Source organism: Clostridium taeniosporum (assembly GCF_001735765.2).
GTDB classification, from domain to species: Bacteria; Bacillota; Clostridia; order Clostridiales; family Clostridiaceae; genus Clostridium; species Clostridium taeniosporum.
This window is the reverse complement of the sequence record NZ_CP017253.2, coordinates 548,742-574,752: the sequence shown is the minus strand read 5'-3', so window position 1 is coordinate 574,752 and position 26,011 is coordinate 548,742. Positions and strand designations below refer to the sequence as shown.

At 26.1% G+C, this 26,011-nt stretch carries 21 protein-coding genes and 1 pseudogene; 1 reads left to right on the top strand and 21 read right to left on the bottom strand.

Features of this window, described 5'->3' with window-relative positions:
* Positions 1 to 14: 14 nt before the first annotated feature.
* The 7 genes from BGI42_RS02800 to BGI42_RS02770 all read right to left on the bottom strand — a co-directional run bounded on the left by BGI42_RS02800 (position 15) and on the right by BGI42_RS02770 (position 9,669).
* A complete protein-coding gene (locus BGI42_RS02800) occupies positions 15 to 2,405 on the bottom strand; it encodes a hypothetical protein (RefSeq protein WP_069678862.1) in 2,391 nt (796 codons plus the stop codon).
* Between the two features lie 261 nt (positions 2,406 to 2,666).
* Positions 2,667 to 4,058: a restriction endonuclease subunit S domain-containing protein gene (locus tag BGI42_RS02795; protein ID WP_069678861.1), complete on the bottom strand. Its 1,392-nt coding sequence runs from the start codon at positions 4,056 to 4,058 to the stop codon at positions 2,667 to 2,669.
* A gap of 44 nt (positions 4,059 to 4,102) precedes the next feature.
* Positions 4,103 to 6,097 carry a type I restriction-modification system subunit M gene (locus BGI42_RS02790; RefSeq protein ID WP_069678860.1) on the bottom strand — a complete coding sequence of 665 codons (1,995 nt, stop codon included), beginning with the start codon at positions 6,095 to 6,097 and terminating at the stop codon, positions 4,103 to 4,105.
* 281 nt (positions 6,098 to 6,378) lie between these two features.
* On the bottom strand, positions 6,379 to 7,734 hold the full coding sequence (rlmD, locus tag BGI42_RS02785) for a 23S rRNA (uracil(1939)-C(5))-methyltransferase RlmD (RefSeq protein WP_069678859.1): 1,356 nt from the start codon (positions 7,732 to 7,734) through the stop codon (positions 6,379 to 6,381).
* 16 nt (positions 7,735 to 7,750) lie between these two features.
* Complete coding sequence (locus BGI42_RS02780; RefSeq protein ID WP_069678858.1) at positions 7,751 to 8,131, bottom strand: RDD family protein; 381 nt, start codon at positions 8,129 to 8,131, stop codon at positions 7,751 to 7,753.
* Positions 8,132 to 8,148: 17 nt separating this feature from the next.
* On the bottom strand, positions 8,149 to 8,850 hold the full coding sequence (locus BGI42_RS02775) for a hypothetical protein (protein ID WP_069678857.1): 702 nt from the start codon (positions 8,848 to 8,850) through the stop codon (positions 8,149 to 8,151).
* Positions 8,851 to 9,051: 201 nt separating this feature from the next.
* Positions 9,052 to 9,669 carry a helix-hairpin-helix domain-containing protein gene (locus BGI42_RS02770; RefSeq protein WP_069678856.1) on the bottom strand — a complete coding sequence of 206 codons (618 nt, stop codon included), beginning with the start codon at positions 9,667 to 9,669 and terminating at the stop codon, positions 9,052 to 9,054.
* A gap of 227 nt (positions 9,670 to 9,896) precedes the next feature.
* On the opposite strand from BGI42_RS02770, the gene BGI42_RS02765 reads away from it, so the two are divergent.
* The gene (locus tag BGI42_RS02765) at positions 9,897 to 11,219 is read left to right on the top strand and encodes a D-alanyl-D-alanine carboxypeptidase family protein (RefSeq protein WP_069678855.1); all 1,323 of its coding nucleotides are present in this window, start codon (positions 9,897 to 9,899) and stop codon (positions 11,217 to 11,219) included.
* 13 nt (positions 11,220 to 11,232) lie between these two features.
* Here BGI42_RS02765 and BGI42_RS02760 read toward each other — a convergent pair whose 3' ends face one another.
* The 14 genes and pseudogenes from BGI42_RS02760 to BGI42_RS02695 all read right to left on the bottom strand — a co-directional run bounded on the left by BGI42_RS02760 (position 11,233) and on the right by BGI42_RS02695 (position 26,000).
* Positions 11,233 to 12,129: an RluA family pseudouridine synthase gene (locus BGI42_RS02760; protein WP_069678854.1), complete on the bottom strand. Its 897-nt coding sequence runs from the start codon at positions 12,127 to 12,129 to the stop codon at positions 11,233 to 11,235.
* A 92-nt stretch (positions 12,130 to 12,221) separates the two neighbouring features.
* Positions 12,222 to 13,496, bottom strand: a complete 1,275-nt coding sequence (locus BGI42_RS02755) for an LCP family protein (protein ID WP_069678853.1) — start codon at positions 13,494 to 13,496, stop codon at positions 12,222 to 12,224.
* 234 nt (positions 13,497 to 13,730) lie between these two features.
* On the bottom strand, positions 13,731 to 14,297 hold the full coding sequence (yqeK, locus tag BGI42_RS02750; protein WP_069678852.1) for a bis(5'-nucleosyl)-tetraphosphatase (symmetrical) YqeK: 567 nt from the start codon (positions 14,295 to 14,297) through the stop codon (positions 13,731 to 13,733).
* Positions 14,298 to 14,301: 4 nt separating this feature from the next.
* Positions 14,302 to 14,904 carry a nicotinate-nucleotide adenylyltransferase gene (nadD, locus tag BGI42_RS02745; RefSeq protein WP_069678851.1) on the bottom strand — a complete coding sequence of 201 codons (603 nt, stop codon included), beginning with the start codon at positions 14,902 to 14,904 and terminating at the stop codon, positions 14,302 to 14,304.
* Between the two features lie 362 nt (positions 14,905 to 15,266).
* Positions 15,267 to 15,563 carry a ribosome assembly RNA-binding protein YhbY gene (gene yhbY, locus BGI42_RS02740; protein ID WP_069678850.1) on the bottom strand — a complete coding sequence of 99 codons (297 nt, stop codon included), beginning with the start codon at positions 15,561 to 15,563 and terminating at the stop codon, positions 15,267 to 15,269.
* Between the two features lie 20 nt (positions 15,564 to 15,583).
* On the bottom strand, positions 15,584 to 16,870 hold the full coding sequence (obgE, locus tag BGI42_RS02735) for a GTPase ObgE (protein WP_069678849.1): 1,287 nt from the start codon (positions 16,868 to 16,870) through the stop codon (positions 15,584 to 15,586).
* A gap of 260 nt (positions 16,871 to 17,130) precedes the next feature.
* On the bottom strand, positions 17,131 to 17,430 hold the full coding sequence (gene rpmA, locus BGI42_RS02730; protein WP_069678848.1) for a 50S ribosomal protein L27: 300 nt from the start codon (positions 17,428 to 17,430) through the stop codon (positions 17,131 to 17,133).
* A 4-nt stretch (positions 17,431 to 17,434) separates the two neighbouring features.
* The gene (locus BGI42_RS02725; protein WP_069678847.1) at positions 17,435 to 17,821 is read right to left on the bottom strand and encodes a ribosomal-processing cysteine protease Prp; all 387 of its coding nucleotides are present in this window, start codon (positions 17,819 to 17,821) and stop codon (positions 17,435 to 17,437) included.
* 4 nt (positions 17,822 to 17,825) lie between these two features.
* On the bottom strand, positions 17,826 to 18,137 hold the full coding sequence (rplU, locus tag BGI42_RS02720; protein ID WP_069678846.1) for a 50S ribosomal protein L21: 312 nt from the start codon (positions 18,135 to 18,137) through the stop codon (positions 17,826 to 17,828).
* A 349-nt stretch (positions 18,138 to 18,486) separates the two neighbouring features.
* Positions 18,487 to 19,935 (bottom strand): Rne/Rng family ribonuclease, encoded by a 1,449-nt coding sequence (locus tag BGI42_RS02715; protein WP_069678845.1) that lies wholly within the window; start codon positions 19,933 to 19,935, stop codon positions 18,487 to 18,489.
* 189 nt (positions 19,936 to 20,124) lie between these two features.
* Positions 20,125 to 20,838 carry a TIGR03936 family radical SAM-associated protein gene (locus tag BGI42_RS02710; protein ID WP_069678844.1) on the bottom strand — a complete coding sequence of 238 codons (714 nt, stop codon included), beginning with the start codon at positions 20,836 to 20,838 and terminating at the stop codon, positions 20,125 to 20,127.
* Positions 20,822 to 22,675 (bottom strand): TIGR03960 family B12-binding radical SAM protein, encoded by a 1,854-nt coding sequence (locus tag BGI42_RS02705; protein WP_069678843.1) that lies wholly within the window; start codon positions 22,673 to 22,675, stop codon positions 20,822 to 20,824. The genes BGI42_RS02710 and BGI42_RS02705 overlap by 17 nt, the downstream gene beginning before the upstream one ends.
* A 296-nt stretch (positions 22,676 to 22,971) precedes the next feature.
* A pseudogene (locus BGI42_RS02700) lies at positions 22,972 to 24,758 on the bottom strand (HD domain-containing phosphohydrolase).
* A gap of 384 nt (positions 24,759 to 25,142) precedes the next feature.
* On the bottom strand, positions 25,143 to 26,000 hold the full coding sequence (locus tag BGI42_RS02695) for a site-2 protease family protein (protein WP_069678842.1): 858 nt from the start codon (positions 25,998 to 26,000) through the stop codon (positions 25,143 to 25,145).
* Between the last annotated feature and the right edge of the window lie 11 nt (positions 26,001 to 26,011).

The window sequence follows — 26,011 nt, the reverse complement described above, 5'->3', positions numbered from 1 at the left end:
AATGACCTTTTTTACTATTTAACTATTTCATCAAGTTTATTTAATTCACTTTCAAGTACTGTCCTAAATAAATCTGAGAAATATTTTTGTAAATTATACTTAAATTTTGAAAGTAAATTTGCATATATTCCTTCATACTGCTCAGTCTTCGTGCTATACTTTCTTTTATTCAATAGGATATCATTATATGTTTTTACTGCTGGCTTAACATACATATTTCCTGTGTCATTATAAATTTTTATCATATTGAGTAAAAGTCCATTTTTCTTTAAATCTCTATCATATAACTTATATGATATCTTTATTGCCTTTTCAAATGAATTTGAAATAATTGTATTTGAAAGACTATCTAAAACTTGTACACTGTTTCCGCTCTTAATTGAATATATTCCAGACAAATAATTTGTAAGGTTCTTTTGCAATATGCTTTTCACATAATTTTCATTGGAACTCTTAACTAGATAAGATTTAATTTCTCTAAGCATACTAGATGTATAGTCTTTAAAATATTGATTTGTATTCGAAGTTGCTCCATCCCTTATAAAATTATATAAATACCAAGATGCTCCATTCTGATATATAGTTCTAAAGTCAAAGCCTTTATCAAGTATCTCTAACTGCTTTTCTAGTTCATTTGACCAATTCATATTTTTTATATAGAATTTAACCAAAGTATTTGCGCTTGATAATATTGTATTTACATTTTGTTTTAAATCATTATTATCTACATTTTGTAACCTCTGTATATTTTCATGGTAAGTAAGCCTATTTTGCTTTAATACATTACCAACTATATCAAACCATGATTCCAAATATTGTATTGATAATTTAGATTTGTCAAAATCATTTAATGCATAACCCGTATATGTAATTTTATGTGCCTCAGATTCATAGGTATCATCTTCAACTTCTGACAAGTATGCGTTATCAAAAGAAGCCATAAAATTTTCAAAATGTATTGTTTCATCCCTTAAAAATTCAGTATTCTCTTTTTCATCAAAAGTTTTCCCCTTAAAATTACTTAAAAGTTTATTGTGTGTTTTAGCAATTTTCTCCGAAAAATCCCTACTAAATTTTTTATCATCCGCATAATTGCCTTTCTTATATGCTCTATAAGTATTATTTGTATCAATTTTAGTAAGTACAAATAAATTATTCTTAGGCTCTGAAATTAATATTTTTTCAAATATATTACTATATCTATCATCAATCAAATATCCACCTGTATCTATAGGGATTAAGAATATTTTATTTTTCACTTCAAAATCAGAAGCCATACCATTTTGATCATCTAATTTATGTCCTTGTGAATCTCTGAATACAAGACCTTGTTCAAAGTCATAATCAAGACATTTTTTTGCTTTATCACTACAAGGAAGAATTAATATAGCATGGTCATATAACAATCTATAAGATATGGCATCTTCATATTCAGGATAACATTCAATATCTTCTTTTCTATATTTAAATTCTGTATTTGCTAATGTTGTAATAATAGTATCCTCTGCATCTTCTGCTTCTAAATCATATTCCTTTCTATAACCATAAAAGTACGGATTGTTAGTCTCTTCTCCTATTATTTCAAAAAGAAAGTAGTCAAATTCATCTGTATCTGATATTTTCTGAATCCATTCAAATTTGTCACCGTCGGTAGATTCTTTAAACTCTTCCTGTACATTATCTGCAAAATATTTAAATTTATTAAAGAGTTCATATGTAGCAAAAAAATTGTCTACTTTATCGATAGTATCTTTATCTGTTATTTCTGAATTTTTATTTATATTATCTCTAATACTTCCACCATTTGAGTTTAAATCATATTCTAATGCCACCGTTAACAAGTCACTGATGATTTCTGATTTATTCCTAACTTTCAAAAATAGCTTTTTATCAGTATTATCTAATATAAGAATATCAGTTTGTATAACTGTACTCTCAGATGAATCTGTAATTGTTAACTTTAGTAATTCTTTACTTATATTATCCACAAATTGCTGACAAAATGTGGTCTTTCCGGCACCTGTTGTACCTATTAAGTCTATTATAGTAGGTTCTTTAGCACCATGACTTTTATAAAATGCAATAATATCACTGTCGTCATAAAATCTAGAAAGAGAATCTATCACTAATTTAAATTTCTTCTTTAGCATGTCTTTATTTAGCATATAAACATACTTATTGAGTTCAGAATCAGACCACTCTTTATTAACACCAAATTCTAAATGTTCTTTTAAGTATTGAACTAAATTACAATATTCTATCAAATATTTTTCTGATTTCGCCTCAGATTCCTTTAAATATAGTTCCTTATGTAGATTAGATACATATCCCCTATGTTCATCCCATACAATCTCATTTATCCTTAATAATTCCTTGGTTTCATCATCAATTTCTTCATACCTCAAAACTGTCACACCCCATTATAAATTAAAATATAAATATTAAGGTATATATTCTACATTTCTTTTAAAATCCCTCTCTATTATTACCATTTTTTTATTTTTATGAGTATACTTTCATTTAATATATCTCATTTTATATTATATTCCACCACCTAAAATGCAAAAAAATCATTATCTCCCACCTCTATAAGTTTGCAAAGATAATGACTTTTTCTTATTAAATTCACCATTTTAATTATTATATTTTTTATATAATATTTCTAATTAAATGCTTAGATACTTGAAAGCCTCTTCTTCTCCTTTTTCAATTGCTATCTCTACTGTTTTCTTTGCTTTTTCAAGTAACAATCTACTTTCCTCTCTTAGCTTTGAGCATTCTTTAATCATTTCTTTTAGACTATTTTGTATTTCTTCTCTAATTAAAGGAATAGGTATTCTCTTAAATTCATCTTTACTGATTGCTGTAAGAATAGTACCAGAACAACCTTTTTTTAATAAATTTTGTATAGGCTCGCTTTTAAAAAGTAGCAGTAATGTTTCTGAATTAATTTGAGTTGAGTTGACTATATAAAAACCATTTGAACATATTGCATTATCATACTCATTTGTTATCAACGCACAACTAGTTAATGAACCTTCAATAGATGATACAATTACATCACCCTTGTTAATTAATCTTCTTGCTCTAGTAGGTAACTTAGCTCCTAAGTCAGTTGTACACGCATTAATTTCACCTTTGCTACCAATATTTGATAATTCTATATAGTTATAAGTTATTTTATCTTTCGGAATATAATTGCTATCCTTTACGTTACAAACAGAACCTAATAAGGCATAACCATTACTATAGTTATATATTTCATTACTAATGTCATCGTATTTTTCTTGATAATACTCTGCGTCTAATCTACCTGTTATCGCCCATGATTGAGATAAAGTCTTTATAGCTACTTTGTCTTGGCTTTCTTGAAAATCTCTCATACCAATTTCATTAAGTAAAACTTCTTCTGCTTTTAAGTATAAATCTTTAGACTTTTTTAATTTTTGATGAGCCTCTATCACTTTATTTTCAATTGTATCTTGAAAAACATCACTTATAAATGGTATCTTAATTGCTTTTATCTTGTATATAAACAAATTGGGTTGTACATTTCCTGTTGTATATCTCTCTGATTGAAATCTGCCATACTTGGAAAGCAGAAATGTTGAAACATATCTTGGTTTATAATTCTTATTTAATCTAATGATACCTACATGTCTATCGCTATTTGCAGGCAATACAGATTTATCCACTACCGCACAATTTCCAATTGTTCCCACCGTTGAAATAATAACATCATCTTCTTGAAGCTGAGTACGTGGATTTAATTTGTTCTGTACTTCAGATATATATCCTGTTGATGATAAATCAAATACATTTTCCTTTGGTGCTTTAGCTGATATTAAATTAATACTTGAGTTCTCATCAAAATCAATTGACTCATGAATACCATCTGTTACAAATGCAATGTTATCTATATAATCAAATGGTATATCTGAAATTATCTTATCATATATTAAATATTTCTTTAAAACATATTCGCTATCTACTCTAAACTCTGGGTTTTGTTTTAATAAATCATGTACTTTTATTTCTTTTGCTTCTAACCCATCCATTAATTTTTGGTATCGTATCTTATTAAATGGACTAATAGATGGGCTTACTGAAAAAAACTTAACCCTTCTCTCTTAGCAAATTCTTCAAATGCCTCTGCAATACCATCTTCTGTTAAACCATCATGATTATATAAATCATGTTTGACTACTAAATGATGATGGTCATCAAGCATATATGCACCCTCATCCCCCTCTACTATTCTATATATTTTTTCACCTGAGTTATCTTTACTAGGTTCTCGCATAGTTGCAAAGAAAATCGGATAATCATTTTTCTTTGGACATAGTTCATCATCCCATTTTTGAACAAATAGTACAGAAGTTTTTGTTCCAGTATGTGGTTTAAATACATTTACGTGTAATCCTACTACCGCTAATATTCTACATCTCTCAGCAATATAATCTCTAATATATTTATCACTTGAGTTATTAAATCTACCTTGAGGTAATACGATAGCCATCCTTCCACCATCTTTTAAAAATGATAAATTACGTTCTATAAAAAGAATATCTCTACCTACTTTTGTTTGATACTTTCCTTTAGCATTTTTACCTAACTCATATTTTGCAATAATTCTACTTTCCTTTATGTCTCCTGCAAAAGGTGGATTTGCCATCAAAATATCGAATTTAAAATCTCGATTTTGATTGGGTGTTTTTCTTAATTTTCTTAGTCCTCTCCAACCATCATTATAAATATCTGTCCATTTTTCATCCTTAGTGAAATCATCCCAGCGCTCATAATCTAAAGTATTGAAGTGCATAACATTAGTTCTACCATCTCCTGCAATAAGATTTAATGTTCTAGCTACTCTTACTGCTTTAACATCAAAATCTATTGCAAAAACATTATCTCTTACATAATCCTCGCACTCTGGTGGTTTTTTTTCTGTAGTAAATAAATGACTTTGAGGAATGCCTCGTTCAGCAAGCATTTGTTTCCATACATGAAATATTGTATGTACAGGGAATCCACAACTTCCTGCTGCTGTATCTATCATTTTTTCATTTTCTTTAGGGTTTAACATCTTTACGCACATATCAATAACATACCTTGGCGTAAAAAACTGTCCCTTTTCACCTTTACTTGACTTACTCATCAAATATTCAAAAGCATCATCTACAACATCAAGATTTGAATTGAATAATTTTACATCTTGTAAACTAGCAACACATACTGATAAATGAGAACTTGTTAGATTAATTTGCTCATCAGGATTAAACACACCTACCCATTTTTCTTTTGACTTATCAAATAAAGTTTGTATTTTAATTTTTAAATCACTTTCTGTATCTCCATAGTTTCGAAATTCAAGAAATCTCTTTTTATTTCTGCCACTTTCCATTTCATCATATAATTTTGTGAATATTAATTTAAATACTTCTTCAAATACATCAACACCTGCATTTGCAAGAACTTCATCTTCCATTTCTTCGATGAGACTCTTTAATGACTTTCTTTCGTTAACTAATTTATCTTTTGCTATTAAGTCATCAATAGTCCATCTCTCTTTTAAAATATCTGTTAATTTCTCTGTAGCTTTGGGTATATTGGGTATATCTTCAAAATAATTAGGGTCTTTTCTATGATAAAAAGAAATCTGTTCACCATTAGTCCATACACCAATAATTGCTCCTGTTGCATTACAATATGATCTTAATTGCTCTTTACCATCTTTTAACTTTGGCTTCTTTAATTCTACAATTATTTGGGGTGATGTTGGATAATCTTTATCGAATATAACAATATCAGCTCTCTTTTTCTCTCTACCAAAAGTAACATTATACTCTAATTCCATTCTTTCTACTGGATATTTATATTCAGTAATTAATTTATAAATATATAATTGTCTTACTAATTCTTCTGGTGTTAACTTTATTTCTTTATTTCTAACTAAGCAATTTACATAAACAACTTCTTTTCCTTTTTTGTCTTTACGCATTACTACATTTTTTTCTACAATGTCAATTGCTTTATCTGAAAACTGTGTTAATCTATAATTTGATTCTTTTATAATTGAATTAAGTATTTCGCTCATTTATAATACTCCTTTAAAATTTTATGAAATTCAAAACTAATTATATCATAATTATGTCATTTTTCGATAGAAATTAAGTTTATTATAATTATATAGACATCTTTGTTATGAAAATATTTAAGCTACACAATTACTCAAAACTTAAATCTTAACGCAAAACCCTCTACTTTTGCGTATTTGTTCAACCCCCTAACCCAAAAATTCCCTCAAACCGTAGTCTGAGGGAACATAAAACACACTTTAATATTCACTTAAAATCCTTCAAAGCCTTTGATATCAGGCTATTTCTTTAATAGCTTCACGACTGTCTCCACGTGAGGTGTGTTCGGGAACATATCTTTCACTTGTGTTTGTATTATTTTATAACCCTTCTCTACCAACACTTTAAGGTCTGTTACTAAAGTCTTTGGATTACATGAAACATATATTATTTCTGGTGCATTAAATTTAATTACGTAATCTAAAGCTTTAGGATGAACCCCACTTCTTGGCGGATCTAATATTATTATATCTGGTTTATCTTTTACCGTTTTTATTATTTCCGCTACATCTCCTGCCAAGAACTCACAATTATCCAATCCATTTAATTTAGCATTTTCTTTTGCTGCTTCAACTGCTTCTTCTATAAGTTCTATTCCTACAACTTTTTTTGCATTAGGAGCAACTATTTGACCTATTGTTCCTGTCCCACAATAAAGATCAAATACAACTTTATTTTCTGAACTTCCCATAAATTCTCTAACTAATGAATAAAGACTTTCAGCTCCCTTTGTATTTGTTTGGAAGAATGAAAATGGTGAAATTTTAAAATTAAGACCTAATAATTTTTCTTGTATATAGTCTCTTCCATATAATACATTTACCTTTTCTGGTATTACTGCATCTGAAAACGAATTATTTTCAGTATGAAGAACCGATACTAAAGTACCCTTATATTCTTGAGATTTTAATAATTCAACATATTCACTTAAATCAAAATCTATTTGTGTAGTTGTAACAAGATTTACTAATATTTCCCCTGTATTTTGAGCTTTTCTTACTACAAGATGTCTTAAATATCCCTCTCTTTTCATAACTCTATAATATGGTAAGTCTTGTTTTCCAAAATAATCTGCAGTTAATCTTATTATTTTTCTATAGTCTTCATCAACTATTTTACATTGATCTACTGTCATTATTCCAAAAGCTTTACCTCTCATATGCATTCCAATAGAAAGATCTCCACCTTTTTCTTCATCACCAAATGTGAATTCCATCTTATTTCTATATTCCCATTGCTCTGAGCTTCCTAATACACCTAAAAATTTTCCTGTAGTTACCTCATCTTCTTTAAACAAATCTTTTACTTCATCTTCTAAAACTTCTAGTTGCTTATCATAAGATAAAGTTTGAGATGAGCATCCTCCGCAAAATCCAAAATGAGGACATAGTGGATCTATTTCATAATCTGCTCTTTCTTCTACACCTGTTAATTTTAATTCTGTATACTCTTTTCTATTCTTTTTAACTCTTCCTGTTATCACTTGACCTGGGTATGTATTTTTTACATACACTGGTTTATCTTCTAAATGCCCTATACCTGTCGATGGGAATTTTGTTTTTTCGATTTTAACTTTTACTTCGCTTCCTCTTTTCATATATTATCTCCTATAGTTACTTTATATTAAAAATTCTTTTTCCTATGCTTTGCCCTGATTTAGTGCTATCCATTAAAGATATATATATTACATTTATTATAAAATAAAATATAATTAGAATTCCTAATGGCATAGCTACCATATATCCTATAAACTTTATTATAAAATCAAATACAATTAATAATAATCCTGAAATAGCAAGTGTAACTACTTGATCTATAACACCTGCAAATATTCTTTTTAGTAATGATGGCTTGTTCTTTTCAACATTACTATTGTCCTCTTTTTTTTCTTCAGTTAATAATTCTTCACTTTTATTATTTGTTTCATCATTTGATTTTGTGTCATTTAATATAGTCTCTTCTTTTTCATTAATATTATTTTCTTCATTACTCAATGTATTTTTCTCCCTTATTAATTATTATTTTCTATAGTTGGATCTGGATTTTTAAAATCATAAGTTTTTGTGCTTAATTTATATACTATATAATCTTTATTAAATCTTATTTCTTCATTTAATCCATCTATTGAATTTTCTATTAAGCCTTCACCTTTTTCGCTCTTTAAGCCTTCAATTATTTTTTTATTTATTTCTGAATAATCTCTACTACTTTGTCCTGTAAATTCATCTATGTATTTATTAAATGATGTATTTCCTAAATCAAAGTTTCCAGTTTTTATTGCTTCTGCACTATCAAAATTTAAACTTAGCTTTAATTCTATTACTCCTGATGATAAATCTTCGCCAAATATTTTCATTCCAAAAAACATACTTTCCATTTTGTTTGGATCTGGCTTTTCATTATCAAAATATATTGAATTAACAGTTACAGGCTTTCCATCATCTTCTTTTACTACTTCTTCTTTAGAATATTCCATTCCAAGTTCTTCTGTAACCTTTTCCATTTTAGTCAAATAGTCTTTAAAATATCCTTTTGTTTTATCTAAACTATAATCTTTAGCCCATGACCCCTGTGAATTATCTACTTTTTTTACTTCAGTTACAGTTTTAGAATTAGTATTTTCCTCAGTATTATTATCTTTTGTACTACTGCATCCAATTAATGATGTTGTAATTATTAAACTCATTAGTATCGTGCAAATTCTTTTGGACATTAAAAATCCCCCTAATTTTTTTATTTTAATTATATTTATATAAATTTACATTATATTTTTAAATTAATACTACTTATTAGAATACCATAATCCAATAAATTATTGTATCATTATTATATTTCAAATATGTGACAATATCAAAAATATACAAATTATTTATTATATAGTCATAAATGTATATTTGAAAATTTATTTAATATTTTAAACTTCTATTTGGTCTTTTAGTTTTTCAAAACTTTTTTCACCAATTCCATCAATATTTTTAATATCTTCTATAGAATTAAAAGAACCTACTTTTTCTCTATATTCTATTATTCTTTTAGCCTTTGCTTCTCCTATTCCATTAAGATTTTTCAATTCTTCAACTTGTGCACAGTTTATATTTATTTTTCCACTGTTATTTAATATATTTAAATTATTTTGTGCATAACTTATAGAATCTTTTACTTCATTCTTATTATGTATATATATTAATTCATGATTTTTAAGTTTTTGTGCTCTATTTATATTAGATATATCTGCTTCTTCTGTTAATCCTCCAGCAATTTCAATAACATCTTTAACTATACTTTCATCACTTAACTTATATACATCTGGATTTTTTACTTCTCCCTTTATTTCAACTACTATTTTTTTATCCTTCAATTCCTCTATTTTTTCCTCTTCATCACTATTACAATTTTCATCTTCAACAAAAATTGAGCTATTATCATTTTTCACCAGTTCATTCTTTCCACTTTTAACATACATACATAAACATATCACTAACACTATAACTAAAATTGAAATTATTCCGATTTTTTTATTAGGATTATTCAAAAAAACATACCTCCTTTAATGAATAAAATTATTTCAATATAATATTTATATTTTAGTCTAATAATAAATTTAATTGAAAGATTATCAATAAATATCATTAATTATTTAAATTATATACATTAATATATATTTTTATTATGAAAATTAATATTTTTATAGCACAATACATTTTTCTTTGGTAAAATAAAACTATTGTAATAAAAAATTTTAATATTATGGAGAACGTTATGAAATCACATTTTAAAACACTTATTTTTTTCCTACTTATATTTCTTGTTTCATCTGTTAATGTAATGGCAGTAGCAACACCTCCTGAAATTAATGCAGAAGGTTCAGTTTTAATGGATGCATCAACTGGAGAAATATTATTTAGTAAAAATCCTAATAAAGTTTTGGAGCCTGCATCAACTACAAAGGTACTGACTGCCATAATAACTTTAGAAAATTGTGATTTAAATGAAGAAGTTGCAGTTAAAGAAGATTTTACAAAAATTGATGGTACTACTATTGGTCTTTTAAAAGGCGATATTGTTACTGTAAGAGACTTGTTACTTGGACTTTTGTTAGAATCCGGGAATGATGCTGCTAATGCTTTAGCTTGTCATATCTCATCTTCTACTGATAAATTCGCAGTACTTATGAATAAAAAAGCAAAAGAAATTGGAGCAGTTAATTCTAATTTTAAAAATCCAAGTGGATTACCTAATCCTAAACATTTAACTACTGCTCATGATTTAGCTCTTATTATGAATGAAGCTATTAAAAATAAAACTTATTTAGAACTCTCTAAAGTTATGCTTCATGAAATAAAAATAAAAAATGATTCATCTAGAACTATATGGGTTAATAATAAGAATCATATGATAAATAAAAATTCAAAATATTATTACAAATATACCATTGCTGGTAAAAATGGATATACAACTAAAGCTAATCATACATATACAATAGCAGCAGAAAATAATGGACATATTTTAATAGCAGCTTATCTTAATGCATTAGATAAGAATCAAAACTTTAAAGATATGAAAACAGTTTTTGATTATGGATTTAATAACTTTTACTTTTCTAGTATGTATAAAAAAGGACAAGAAGTAGATTCTATAAAAGTAGGACATGATTTAACAATACCTCTTATAGCTTCAAAAGATGTAGATTATGTAATTCCTAATGAAGATAAAAATAATGTTAATACTCGTATTGAACTTGAACATAAAAATCTAAAAAGAGCTTCCTTTGATAAAGGTGATGTTATATTAAAGGGAACTGTATACTTAAATGATAAAGAATTATGCAAATTAGACTTATGTGCTGGTACTTCTAGACATTACACGATAAAAGAAGATATTGATTATTTTTTCAAAGACAATGAAAAGAATTTAATTATAGGAGCTAGTATAGGTGGCGTTGTATTACTTATTGCATTAACATTAGTAATAGAAACTAGAAAGAAAAAGAAAAGAAAAAAAAGATTATTAGAAATTACAACATCTATACCAAAAGTAGAAGATAATAAATTAAAGAAACGAAGAAGAAGAAGAAAGGATTAAATCCTTTCTTCTTCTATTTTATTTTTTCTAATAGTTCTTTCATATCATCTGGTAAATCAGCTCTTAATGAAAGTGGTTTTAAAGATCTTGGAGATTCAAAATCTAATCCATAAGCATGAAGTGCCTGACGTTTTATTAAATCTTCTTCATTTCCCATTCCATATAATTCATCTCCATATATAGGATGACCTAAATGACTTAAATGTACTCTTATTTGGTGTGTTCTACCTGTTTCTAAAAGACATTCAACTAAGTCTCCGCCTTTAAAACTTTCTACTACTTTATAGTGTGTTATACTCCTTTGACCTCTTTCATCTACTACCCTCATAGTTCCATATTCTATACCTTCTGGTTTATAAATAGGTAAATCAATTGTACCTTCTTTTTCTTTTAAGTTGCCATGTATAATAGCTAAATACCTTTTTTGTAATTTTTCTTTCATATCTTTTGATAACTTACTATGAGAAAATTGATTCTTAGCTATTATAATAAGTCCTGATGTATTCATATCTAATCTAGAAACTAATCTTACAATACATTTTTGATTTGTTTCTTGAAAATAATATAGTATCCCATTAGCCAACGTACCATTTTGGTAATTTTTAGTTGGGTGAACTATTATAAATGGTTTTTTATTTATAACTAAAATATCTTCATCTTCATATACTATATCTAAATCTATCTTTTCAGGATTTATATTTTGACTTTCATTTTTATCTAAATCAATTTTTATAATATCTCCATTTTTAACCATGTAATTCATTCTAACTACAGAATTATTTACATATATTCTTTGATCTTTTGATGCACTTCTTATTAATCTAGTTGATAAATCTAATTTTTCTTTTAAATACTCTCTTATTTTTATCTTACCTTCAACATTACTAACTTTATCTTTTAAAACGCTCATCTATTAAAAATCTCCCTTAGTTTTTCTAATTTTTAGTTAAGCCTATAGTTTTTTTATAATACTCAATATCATAAATTCAATATTATATAATACTATTCAAATTTTTTAAAATCTTTACCTAATATTATAACTACATCATAATCTTTATATTCCGGCTTATCAGGTTTTTCTTCAAGTTTACCTATTCCTATACTTGATTTAATCTTGTTTAAAATATTTTCATTATTAGCTAAAATTGAGCTTTTACTTCTTTCTTGAGTATTTCCAACGTCAATTCTTGAATAACCAAGCTTAATTAATTCATCTCTTAATGTTGCTGCTAATCCAGTAATTTTAGTGGCATTTAATACCTTTATTGTAATATCAGATTTAGCTACACCCTCTGTACTTTTTCCTGAAGATGCTAAAGACGTTATTATATCCTTATTTAAATTTTTATCAAAAACAAGAAATGATTGTCCATGTATATTTTTAGGTATTCCTTGAGCAATTTTCATAGTAATCTTATCTGAATCTATTTTAATAAATTTTAATCCATAAGATAAAATTTTAAATGAAGACATATTAGTGTCTATATTATCTCCTAAAGCTTTTATTATACTTGGAGCTCTAAATATAATCATAGGGCTTGTACATTTATCTATAACCTTTGATATAAATTTTTGTTGATTTTCAATTCTATCTAAATCTCCATTTGCAAATCCCGAACCGTCATTATTTTTTCTCCATCTGAAAAATTCTTCAGCTTTTTTTCCATCTAATTTAACTACTTCGCCTTTTCTAAAATTAATATGAAGATTTTGTCCTTCATCATCGTATATCATATTTCTTTCTATAGGCATTTTTATACCACCAATAGCATCAATGCATTCTCTAAATGCTTTATAGTCAATCTCAGTAATATAATTTATAGTTATATTTAATAACTTTTCAACTTCTGACTTTATTCTTTTTTCTCCACCTATTGCATATGCTGCATTTATTTTATAACTATTACCATTAACATCTATTAATGTGTCTCTTGGAATTGAAACTACTTGTAATCTTTTATCTTCTGGGTTATAATTCAAAACCATAATTGTATCAGTTCTTTTTATTGACTTCTTATTAGGTTGATTAGGATCTCCTATATCAGTTCCTAATAATAAAATATTAACAGGTTTATTCATTGAAACCTTCGTTGGCTCAATCATATTATTTTTATTTATTTTACCTAAAAATAAAATTCCAGATCCTATAATAACTATAATAAATGTTATTATAAAAGCTGATATTAATAATCCACATTCTTCCAAAACTCTTTGAAATCTAATATTTTTCTTTGGTTTCTTAGATTTATAATGTCTTTTAGTTCTTTTTTTCCCCATGTCTTACTTCTCACCCCTAACAGCAAGTTTTTAATTACTTAGTCCTATATTATTTATAAATACATTAAACTATAGTTTCTTTTAAGTAAAATTCAAATAAATAACTAGTCCGCATGCTAGTTTATTTTTGGAAATACTTATTCCTTGAAACCTACTAATAACACGGCTATTAACAGAATCCAAGTCATGGTATTTTAAAAAATATCCGGCACAGCTTTGACTTGTTATCTATTTTTATATACCTAATAAAAAATAATTTCTTGCTTTTATAGTATTCAAATCAATTATTAAATTTCTATTTAATAAGTCCTTCATGCTTTCTGTTAAACCTAATAAAACACCTTCATTTAAATTTTGAAATGTAGTTTGTCTTATTTTTTCTACACCTGGAAAGCTTCTTCCTGGCTCAATCATATCAGCTATGTATATAATCTTAGTTAAAACTGACATATTTTCTTTTCCTGTTGTATGCCATCTCACTGCATCTAATATTTCTTCATCATGAATTTTCAGCTTGTCTTTAGCTTCTATTGGAGCAATTATACTATGCCATAAATTAGAATTTTGTCTTTCTGTATCAGTTAATTCAATATTATTCTTATCTATTAATGATTTCATCTTTTCTAAAGATAAATTTTTAGCTACATCATGAGCAAGAGCTGCTATTTCAGCTTTTTCTACTGATATATTATTAATTTCTGCTAATTTTTTTGCAGTTTCTACCACACCTAGTGTATGTTTATATCTACTAGATTTTAAATTTTCTTTAAGATATAATTTTATTTCCTCTATATTTAGCAAAATCTTATTCCTCCTTATATAAATTATTATTTTTTATTAACTCTATTATAGATTTAGGAACAAAAAAATCTATCCTTTTATCACTCCTAATTCTTTCTCTTATATCTGTTGAGGATATTTCTAATTTCTTTAATGCTAATACAGTTATATTTACATTATATTTTTTTTCTATATATTCTTTTTGCTTAATTAATTTTTTATTACTAAATCCACCTCTAGAAAATGTAACTAAATTACATAAAGATAATATTTCATCAGTTTTTTCCCATGTTTCTATATCCATTAAACAATCTGCACCAGTAATAAAAAACAACTCAATATCATCATTCTTAAAATATTCTAAAGTCTCATATGTATAGCTGAATCCTTTTTTTTCAATTTCATAATTTGATATAGAAAATTTAGGAAAATCTTTTATAGCTTTATTTACCATTTCATATCTTATTAACGCATCAGTTACTTTTTTTCCTTCTTTATGAGGTGGATTTCCTGTTGGCATAAAAATCACATTGTCTAAATTTAATTGTTTCATAGCCTCATAAGCTATATATAAATGACCATAATGGATAGGATCAAATGTACCTCCTATTATACCATATCGCTTCATTAAAAATTCCTCCCAGTATTCACTTGCAATAATATTATTATAACTTTTATTAATCTCTTAATTTATTATTTTTCAAATCTAAAAATATATTACATTAATTAAATTAATAAGTTTTAATTTTTCGTTACTTATTATTATATCATGAAGATAATATATATTATAAAATTCAAACTAACATGAATCTTAAAAATCACTAAACAAAATACACATATTAACTTTTATTTAAATTTGTTTCTATTTTCAATATATGTGATATCTATACAAACATTTTACTAAAACAAAATCTTAAATCTAAATATGTTTTTGAGTATATAAAAACAAAAAAAATAAAACTCTCACAATAAGAGTTTTATTTTATCTAATTATTTATTTGGTAATTCTATTTTAGATTTATTTTTAGATTTCTTATATAAAACCATTTTACTACCTATTGCTTGAACCCCTTCACATTTTAGAGCCTTACATATAAAATCAGAAGCTTCTCTAGTATCTAAACCACTATTTTCTAAAACCTTGATTTTAATAAGTTCTCTTTTTTCTAAAGCTTGCGCAACTTGAGTTAAAAAGTTTTCTTCCACACCATTTTTTCCCACTTGAAATATTGGAACTATATCATTAGCTAATCCTCTTAAATATGCTCTTTGTTTTCCAGTTAACATTCTTTTTCCTCCAAAATCTATTATAATAAGTATTCAAATTCGAAATCATTTAATCTAACTACATCGCCGTCTTTAATTCCCATTTCTCTTAGTTCGTTCATGATTCCTTTATTTCTTAATACTTTATGGAAATATCTTAATGAATCAGCATCGTGTATATTTACAGCATTTAATAATCTATCTACAAAAGTTCCTAAAACAACATAAGTATCATATTCTTCACCTTCATCAACAGTTATAGTATATGTAAATCTCTTTTCTTCTGGTACATACATTTCATCTTCTGATATTTCTAATTCTTTAATCGGAATTTCCTTAAGCATTCTTGCTGCTTCTTTCATTACTTCATCAATACCATCTCTTGTAGCTGCAGACATCTTATAAACTTTTTCAAATCCAAGTTCCTTAACTTTTCTTTCAAATTCTTCAAAAGCTTCATCATCATAAAGCAGATCTGTTTTATTTGCTACTACAATTTGTGGTCTATCCCATAGTTTAACGGAATATTTCTTTAATTCTTCATTAATCTTAACAAAGTCTTCAAATGGTTCTCTTCCTTCTAAACCTGAAATATCAACTATGTGAATTAATAATCTTGTTCTTTCTATGTGTTTTAAGAATTGAATTCCTAATCCTACACCTTCTGCTGCACCTTCTATTATACCTGGAATATCAGCCATAACAAATGGTTCAATTCCATCTACTGCTACAACACCTAAATTAGGCTTTAAAGTAGTGAAATGATAATTCGCTATCTTTGGAGTAGCTTTTGTTGTCATTGATAATAATGTTGATTTACCTACATTAGGGAATCCTAATAATCCAACATCAGCTAATAATTTTAACTCTAAAATTATTGATATCTCTTCTCCTGGCATTCCTGGTTCAGCATAATGTGGTGCTTGCCTTGTTGGAGTAGCAAATTTAGCATTACCTTTACCACCCTTACCACCTTTTAAAATTACAAAGTCCTGGTCTTTTTGAGATAAATCTACTATTATCTTATTACTCTTTTCTTCTCTTATTATTGTACCCATTGGTACTTTTATAACAAGATCTTCTCCATCTTTACCATAGCATTTAGAACCCCCACCATTTTCACCAGGTTCTGCAACAAACTTTTTTTTGTATTTAAAGTCTAATAGTGTAGTCATTCCAGTATCAACTTTAAATATGATACTACCACCACGTCCACCATCTCCACCATTTGGTCCACCAAGCGGTACATATTTTTCTCTTCTAAATGAGATGGCTCCATCTCCACCTTTTCCTGACTTTATAAATACTTTGGCTTTATCTATAAACATGCTATCACCCTTCTTAATTAAATTCTTTGTATAACTAGAATATCTTTAAACTCAATTACGATTAAACTCTTATGTTATTAATTATTATTCTTCAAAAATCACACTTTATTATAACACATTAAAAATCTATTATAATTAATTTAACTAATATATAATAATTTAATCATAAATGATCTAAAATGATGTTTAATTACCAAAGTTATAATAATTAAATATAACTTAAAAAGCACCCTTACTTGGGTGCTTTATTTCAAAAATAATTATTCAGCTATTGCTTCAACATCTACTGGGTAAACACTAGCTTTTTTCTTATCTTTACCCATTCTTTCAAATCTAACTACTCCGTCGATTTTTGCGAATAAAGTATCATCTTTACCTCTTCCAACGTTGTTTCCTGGGTGGATCTTAGTTCCTCTTTGTCTTACTATTATGTTTCCAGCAAGAACAAATTCTCCGTCTGAAGATTTAACTCCTAATCTCTTAGATTCAGAGTCTCTACCATTCTTAGAACTACCAACTCCCTTTTTGTGAGCGAATAATTGAAGGTTCATAATTAACATAAGGTTACACCTCCTCTTTCAATAAAGTTATATATTCTTTACGTTTTTTACTTCCAAACATTTGATCTAAACCTAAAATAACACTTTCTAAGCTTTTTTCAAAAGTCTCTAGTAAAACCTGTGCTTGTTCTATCTCTTTTTCATTAAAACCGATAAGATCTAACTTTAAATATCCATCACTTATTTCATAAGTCGAGTTAAATTTTAAAACTTCATCTAAACCTATAATAACGCTTTGTGATAAGACTGAAACAGAATTACATATCATATCAAATGTTTCACCAACTAAAGAAATATCATTTCTAAAGTCTCTATCTCCACATAATGCATGATTGTTTATTACAAATCCAATAATATTACTGTCTTTATAATCAATTCTTACTTTAATCATAATATTAAGCTTCTATCTTTTCGATTACTAACTTAGTATAAGGTTGTCTGTGACCATTTTTTCTTCTATAGTCTTTTTTAGCCTTATATTTGAAAACTATAACCTTCTTTTGTTTTCCTTGAGCTAAAACCTTAGCTGTAACCTTAGCACCTTCAACTACTGGTGCGCCAACTTTCATTCCTTCATCGTTAGCTACTGCTAAAACTTCTGTTAATTCAACTGTAGAGTCAACTTCAGCGTTAAGTTTTTCAACGTATATAACGTCTCCTTCTTGAACTCTGTATTGCTTTCCTCCTGTTGCTAATACTGCGTACATTAAAACACCTCCTCATTTAACGGACTCGCCACTTTTGGTACAAAGATTTAACTTTGTTTATTAAAACCTTACGTGTGCGGTTTACAAAAGCAATTTTACCACATTATTATTTTTTTGTAAATTAAAATTCACTATTTTATTGCATAAATTTATTATACTTTTTGTTTTTAGACATATGAAAATCGATAACAAGTCAAAGATGTCACAGATATTTTGTGAAATACAATGAGTTGGGCTTTTCTCATAGTTGTGATATTAATAAGTTTTAAGTAATGAGTAGTTCTCAAAATAAACTAACATACCGATTATTCATTTAAATATGTCTTATAATTATAATCCATTTTTTATCTTAAATTGTGTCAAATTCTGTTATCTTATATTTTTCTAAATTAACTTTTTGGCTTTGAAATATTAATGGTTCTACTTTAAAACCTTCTATATTTTCAACATAATTTAAATATATTTCTTTATCAATGCCATCTATTTCTTTCATAAAATTAAATAAATCACCTTTTATTCTTTCTCTATATACATTATCAACTTCTATATAAAAAGAATTTATATTATTTTCTTCTTTTATTCTTAAGATTTCATTTCTTATAAGATCTTGAATATATGATAGTTTTAATATCATTCCTTGCCCCTTACATGTCATACATTTTTCTTCCATATATTCATAAATGCTTTTTCCTTGTCTTCTTCTTGATATTTGAACTAAATCTAATTCTGTAAAAGGAAATATCTTAGTATTTCCCTTATCTGATGCAAAGCTTTCTTCTATTGCTTTCATTACAATATTTCTTTGAGATTTATCTCTCATATCAATAAAATCAATAACAATTATACCACTTAAATTTCTAACTTTTACTTGATTACCAATCTCTTTAGCTGCTTCTAAATTTGTTTCTAAAATAGTTTTATCAAAGCTTCTTCCCTTTATATTTTTTCCACTATTAACATCAATAACATACATAGCTTCAGTTTTATCAATAATAATAGAACCTCCACAAGGAAGATTAACTTTATTATGTCTTAATTTTAAAAGTTCTTTTTCAATTCCATAAAAATCAAAAATATTTCTCATTTCAGAATATAATTCTAGTGTTACATTTTCTTCATTAGAAATAAAATTCTTAATTTTATTAAAATCACATTGAGCATCAGTATATATTTTTACTGGATCCTGTCCAATTGTATTTCTTAAAATTCTAAATAAACTTAAATCTTCACCATAAACTTTTTTGACTTCAGTAGAATATTTTAAACTGTTATCTATCTCTATAAATTCACTGTATAGCTTAGAAATTTCACTTTTTAAAGTTTTAATATCTACATTAATCGCTTCTGTTCTAACTGTTATTGAAACATCACTTAACTCTTCTAAATTTTCTAGTATTTCTTTTTTCTTTTCTTCATTATTTATCCTTTTAGAAAATTTAATACCTGTTTCATAGCAATTCAATACTATATACTTACCTGGAATACTAACTTTAGTAGTAAGTTTTGCACCTTTATCATTAATAGGCTCTTTTACAACTTCAACAAGTATATCATCACCTTTTTTTATTCCTTTATTTTTTAATTCTCCACTATAATACAAATAACCCTCTTTATTCAAACCTAGATCAACAAAAATTGAATTAATAGCAGGAATTATTTTTTTTACCCTTGCCTTATATATTTCACCTATTATTGGTTCATTTTTCTTTTCTTCTACTATGCTTTCTACAAGCTTTCCATTTTCTCTTATACCAATTCTTAATAAAGATTCTCTTCTTTCAATAAAAATCTCTTTCAAATTCCTCACATCCTAAATAACTTAGGCACATTCAAATAAATAACTAGTCAGTATTCCCGTTTATTTTGTGAACTACTTCTTCCTTGTAATCTACTAATAACACAACTATTAGCAAAGCTCAATTCATTATATTTCACAAAATATCCATCGCATCTTTAACTTGTTATTTATTTTCATATGCCTTAATTCTTACTTATTAAATTCTAATGCCTTATATAGTGGTAATAATTTTTTGCCTTTTAAGAAATACATTTCCTCTCTTTTTATATCTACAAAAGAATCTATTTTAACATCAGAAGTTCTTTCTTGAATATATTTCACTACTAAATCTGGTGCTAAATGTTCTCTACTTCCTGAATTAATAACCATATTTATAATTAAATAATTATCTTTAATCCAAAATTTAAATTCTCTAATCATTGTTTTTAAGTCTACTTCTTTTTCACCTTTTTTGCTTTTCTTTATTGTTTTCCATTCTTTACTTTTTAAAAGTTCATTTATTTCATATTCGAGCTTTTCTATATTTTCATAAGGAGCCTTTGCTGTATATCTAGCAGCATCAATTAATGCCATACCTTGAGGAACTTTCTTTTCTCCTTCTACATATGGAATCTTAGTTGCTTCTTTAAATTTTATTCCACTTGATGATACTGCATTTAATCTATCTACAATCTCTTTTTCATCCATTTCATTAACAAGGACAATATCCATATATTCTCCATCTGAATATACGCCAACTGCTAATGGTTGGGCTATAGACATAGTCATATGTGGATTAAATCCTTTTGAATATTCTATAGGTAACTCAGCTCTTCTAATGTTTTTTTGAATAGTTCTCATTAAATCTAAATGAGAAATGAATTTTACATTTGCTTCTTTAGTATATTTAATTAAGTATCGCACCTTCGAAACATTCCCCTTCCTTAAAGTTCACATTAACACCACATCCTGTACATCCTTTTCTACAGTTTTGAGTTAATTCAGCTCTTTTTGCTTTTTCATTTTCTATCTCTAAATATTTTCTATTTACTCCGATATTAATGAAATCCCAAGGTAATATTTCAGAATATTCTCTTTGTCTATAAACATAAAATTCTCCATCTATATTACATTCTTCTAATGCTTCCATCCAAGCATCATATTTAAAATATTCTGACCAACCATCAAACTTTGCACCTTTTTCAAAGGCTTTTATTAAAACATTGCATAATTTTCTATCTCCTCTAGCAAACAATGCTTCCATAAATGATGTTTTTTGCTCATGATAATTATAATTTATAGCTCTAGATTTTATTGATCCTTTTACAGCATTTATCTTATCATTTACTATATTCATTCTTTCCATAGGGCTCCATTGAAATGGTGTAAATGGCTTTGGTACTAGTATAGAAGTACTTACTGTAACTCTAAGCCCTTTATTTCTAACACCTTTTGGAATCTCGTAATATTTTCCAACTATTTTTTCAGCTAACTCTCCAATAGCAGCGCAATCTTCTATATTTTCATATGGTAAACCAATTATAAAATAAAGCTTTAATTTACTCCATCCTGCTTCAAAAGCACTTTTAGCAGCTTCTAAAATTCTTTCTTCTGTTAACCCTTTATTTATTATATCTCTCATTCTTTGAGATCCTGCTTCTGGTGCAAATGTTAAACCTGTTTTTCTAACTTTTTGAATTTCTTTTATTAAATCAACTGAAAAAGCATCAACTCTTATTGATGGTAATGCAATAGCAACTTTATTTGGTTCATGTTCTTCCATTAAATCTTTTATTAACTTTTCTATTTCTGAATAATCACAAGTACTTAGTGATGACAAAGAAATCTCTTGATATCCTGTATTTTTAACTAACTTTCTAGCTTGTTTTACAAGATCTTCCCTCTTCTTTTCTCTCACTGGTCTATAAATCATACCTGCTTGGCAAAATCTACATCCATTAGTACATCCTCTAAATGTTTCTAAAACTACTCTATCATGTACTACTTCTGTATAAGGAACTATAATTTTTTCTGGGAAATCAACACTTGTATAATTATTTATTATTCTTTTTGTAATAACTTTAGGTACATCATCATATTTAGGTTTAAATTCCTTTATAGTTCCATCTTCATTATAAGTAACGTCATATAATGATGGAACATATACTCCTTGAATTTTTGATATTTCTCTTAAAAATTCTTTTTTCTTCCCCTTACCTTTATATTTTTTATATACCTCTAAAACATCATTCATCATTTCTTCGCCTTCACCAATCTCAAAGAAATCTACTATATCATATAAAGGTTCTGGATTATATGCACAAGGTCCACCAGCCATAACTATTGGTTCATCTTCCCCTCTTTCAGATGCTCTAATAGTTATTCCACACATATCAAGCATATTTAATATATTTGTATAACTCATTTCATATTGTAATGTAAAACCTAATATATCAAATTCATTCAATGAATCTTGTGTTTCTAATGTAAATAAAGGAATATTATTTTTTCTTAATTGTTCTTCCATATCTGGCCATGGTGCAAAAGCTCTTTCGCAATATGTATCTTTTCTTTCATTTATTGTATGATAAAGAATTCTACTTCCTAAATGAGACATTCCTACTTCATAAACATCTGGAAAGCAAAATGCAAATCTTATGTCAACTTCCTTAATGTCTTTAATAACTTGATTTAGTTCTCCACCAGTATATCTACTAGGTTTTTCAACTTTAAATAAAATATCATCTGAAATTTTGTTCATTATAAAAAATTTCCTCCTCGAATAATTTAGCATATAACTTATTTAATAGTTAATAGCTGTATAATTACTAAATTAAGTTTTAAAAATTTAATTTCAAAATAATAAAAAACCACCTTTTATAGTGTAAAATTGATTTACAAAATTCAATTTATATAGAAAGGCAGTTTCGTTATAATCTATAATCAAGAATATATTACTACAAAATCATGAAAAACACTAGCTAAAAATACAATTCATCTATTATAAAATAAAAACTTAAAAAACAGTTTACACCACTGAATATTATGTATTATATTTTAAATCTTTTTTAAAACTTTATCTAAAAAAATACTTACCAATTCTCTATCAAATTGTGTACCAGCATTTTTTTTCAATTCTTTTATTGCAAATTCTTTTGATAAAGCCTTACGATAACACCTATCACTAATTATAGCATCATATGCATCTGCTATAGCTATAATTCTTGATTCAATTGGTATATCTTCTCCTTTTATGCCTTTAGGATATCCTTTCCCATCCCATCTTTCATGATGTAAAAGTACATATTGCGCTATTTTTGACATACCATTGATTGCATTTAATATTCTATATCCTATTTCTGAATGTCTATTAATTTCTTTCTTTTCATCACTTGTATACTTTCCAGGTTTATTTAAAATATATTCTTTTATAGCTATTTTACCTATATCATGTAATGACCCAGCTGTACTAAGATCATTAATTTTCTCTTCAGGTAAACCAAGTTCTTGTCCCATTTTTTCACATAATAATGAAACTCTAATTGAATGGTGCTCTTCACTTTTATTCTTTTCATTAAAAGTATTAACTATATCATTAATAGTTTTCTCTCTTATACTTGAACTCTCCAAAAGTTTTTTATTATACATATACTTTTCTGCATTATTGAATACTTTTTTAATATCTTCTTCTTTATTATTTTTAGTATCATATCCGAAAGATATTGATATGTCTAAATTTTTTGTTTTTCTTTTAACGTCAATTCATTAATATCTTTAATGATTTGTTTTGCTTTATCAGAGTCTGTTTTAGGCATTAAAATAACAAATTCATCTCCACCTATTCTGGCAATAATATCTTCGTCTCTACATGCTTTTTTTATTATTTTTCCTACTTTACTAATAAGCTCATCTCCTATAACATGCCCAAACGAATCATTAATTAACTTCAATCCATTTACATCACCTAGCAAAACAGTTAATGGTAAATTTTCTTCTACATCTAATATTTTTAATTGTTCTTCAAAAAACCTTCTATTATACAAATCTGTTAATTTATCACGATAACTTAAATATTTTAACTTATTCTCAAGTTTCTTATTAACTGTAACATCCCTTACTATAGCTAAAATTTCATTTTTTGATTTTTTAACCATTCTTACTTCATAATATATACCCTTATTTTTATAGTCGAAACTTTGTAAAGTATTACTATTTGAAACTATCTCCAACTTTTTATAAACTGTTTCTGCTATTTCTATAGGCATAATTTCATCTATACTCTTACCAATAAATCTTTCTTTTAATATTAATAATTTTTCTTCATCACTAATTTCACAACTTATAACAACCCCTTTAATACTAATTGTAAATAACAAATCAGGTATTGCTTTAATAAGTGCCTTCCTCTTTTCTTCTAGTTCATTTAATTTTTTTTGATTTTCATGAATTTCATTATATTGAGCTTTTAATTCTTCCTTAGCGCTAGTTAATTCCTGAACATATTTTTTAAGATATTTATTATTCTCTTTAAGTCTTTCTTTTGTATAATAAATTTTTTTAAGGAAATTATCTATTAACAAATAAAGAATGTAGTCAGTTACAATAACATATAGCCAACCTTTATATGTATTAATGATTAATAAAGCATTTTTATTACTAAAAAGTAAATCTATAGCTCTATCTGAAAAATAAATCCAAATAAATCCACTTATTAGATATAGTATACATATTTTAATGCATTCATACTTTAATTTTTCTCTATTATTTTTTAAAATCAAACTAATTTTTTCTACAATATTGTTTTTTAAAATTAAGTTAATTTTTTCTAAAATTGATATAAACATAACACACTCCTCTCACCATTGTATTTTAATAGATATTTATTTTTATAAATTTTAATTATTTTAAATTTTACATTTTTTCTAGCATTTATACTTAAATAAAAATTGCATAAATTATTAACTTAAATTTACTATCTTCTAGTTATATTTTATCTGTGTAAAAAATAAAATAGTGAAAAATTTCACTATTTTAAATTATCTAGCAACTAATTTAATATATTGCAAAAAGTTACTTATATACAATTAAATTTCATATTTTTATAATACTATTTATTATTATGATTTTCAATATTTTTTTCTACAAAATTCGACTTTACATATTCATCATTATTATTTAATATCAATCAAATCTGTAAACTGTCCTATTAATTAATTTTCATTGCTTTCTCATAAATTTTTATCGTATTTTTTAACATACTCTTCTAAAGTTATATTTCCATATTCTTTTAAAGCTCTTATTAATTCATCCTCATGAATTATTTTAATTAATTGCATATCATCATCAATAACATAAAATGTATTAAATTTATTTTTATCCACTAATGTTAGTATATTTACTAAACCTTTTTTATAATATACTGATATGCTTTTATTTTCTATATAATCACATTTTTCTAATTTCCTAGATTTTTTGATCATATCTCCCATAATTATATACATTGTCTTTTCCTTTTCTATAATTGTAGCATATGTCATCAGTATACTAGCTAAAAATAAACTTATATTTATTTTATGTAAGAATATCATTATAATAAACAATATAAAAAATATAATAGAAACAATAAAACTAAGAGTACCCGTTATTTTTTTAGATTCTTTATATAAAAATTTTTTTGCTAGTAATATCTCATATATTCTTGATCCATCTAAAGGATATGCTGGTAATAGATTAAATACACCTAAACTTAAATTAATATCTATACTATTTTTTATAAAATTAGAATCTAAATATTTCTGAATAAAAAACAAAAATACTACCATAAAAATATTAAATGCAGGACCAGATAAATATAAAATAAGCTTCTTTTTTTCTGATAATTCATCAATATCACCTAGTTGTGCATATGTTCCCGATAAATTTAACTTTATATTGTAAAATTTACAGCCAAATTTTTTAGCAACAATTACGTGAATACATTCATGAGCTATAATCCAAATAAAACTTATAACTAATGTACTCTTAAAATCCAATATAGCAAATATTATTAAAATTTCTATAATAAAAATACTAAACCATTTCTTCATGTTCAGCTCCT

Excerpts from the sequence above, each read along its gene's own strand:
- BGI42_RS02695 (WP_069678842.1), bottom strand. The coding sequence starts at position 26,000 with ATGAAGAAATGGTTTAGTATTTTTATTATAGAAATTTTAATAATATTT.
- nadD (WP_069678851.1), bottom strand. The coding sequence starts at position 14,904 with ATGAAGCGATATGGTATAATAGGAGGTACATTTGATCCTATCCATTAT.
- BGI42_RS02705 (WP_069678843.1), bottom strand. The coding sequence starts at position 22,675 with ATGAACAAAATTTCAGATGATATTTTATTTAAAGTTGAAAAACCTAGT.
- obgE (WP_069678849.1), bottom strand. The coding sequence starts at position 16,870 with ATGTTTATAGATAAAGCCAAAGTATTTATAAAGTCAGGAAAAGGTGGA.
- BGI42_RS02790 (WP_069678860.1), bottom strand. The coding sequence starts at position 6,097 with ATGAGCGAAATACTTAATTCAATTATAAAAGAATCAAATTATAGATTA.
- BGI42_RS02795 (WP_069678861.1), bottom strand. The coding sequence starts at position 4,058 with ATGGATGGGTTAGAAGCAAAAGAAATAAAAGTACATGATTTATTAAAA.
- BGI42_RS02760 (WP_069678854.1), bottom strand. The coding sequence starts at position 12,129 with ATGAGCGTTTTAAAAGATAAAGTTAGTAATGTTGAAGGTAAGATAAAA.
- BGI42_RS02725 (WP_069678847.1), bottom strand. The coding sequence starts at position 17,821 with ATGATTAAAGTAAGAATTGATTATAAAGACAGTAATATTATTGGATTT.
- rlmD (WP_069678859.1), bottom strand. The coding sequence starts at position 7,734 with ATGAAAAGAGGAAGCGAAGTAAAAGTTAAAATCGAAAAAACAAAATTC.
- BGI42_RS02775 (WP_069678857.1), bottom strand. The coding sequence starts at position 8,850 with ATGTCCAAAAGAATTTGCACGATACTAATGAGTTTAATAATTACAACA.
- yhbY (WP_069678850.1), bottom strand. The coding sequence starts at position 15,563 with ATGTTAACTGGAAAACAAAGAGCATATTTAAGAGGATTAGCTAATGAT.
- BGI42_RS02755 (WP_069678853.1), bottom strand. The coding sequence starts at position 13,496 with ATGGGGAAAAAAAGAACTAAAAGACATTATAAATCTAAGAAACCAAAG.
- rpmA (WP_069678848.1), bottom strand. The coding sequence starts at position 17,430 with ATGTTAATTATGAACCTTCAATTATTCGCTCACAAAAAGGGAGTTGGT.
- BGI42_RS02765 (WP_069678855.1), top strand. The coding sequence starts at position 9,897 with ATGAAATCACATTTTAAAACACTTATTTTTTTCCTACTTATATTTCTT.
- rplU (WP_069678846.1), bottom strand. The coding sequence starts at position 18,137 with ATGTACGCAGTATTAGCAACAGGAGGAAAGCAATACAGAGTTCAAGAA.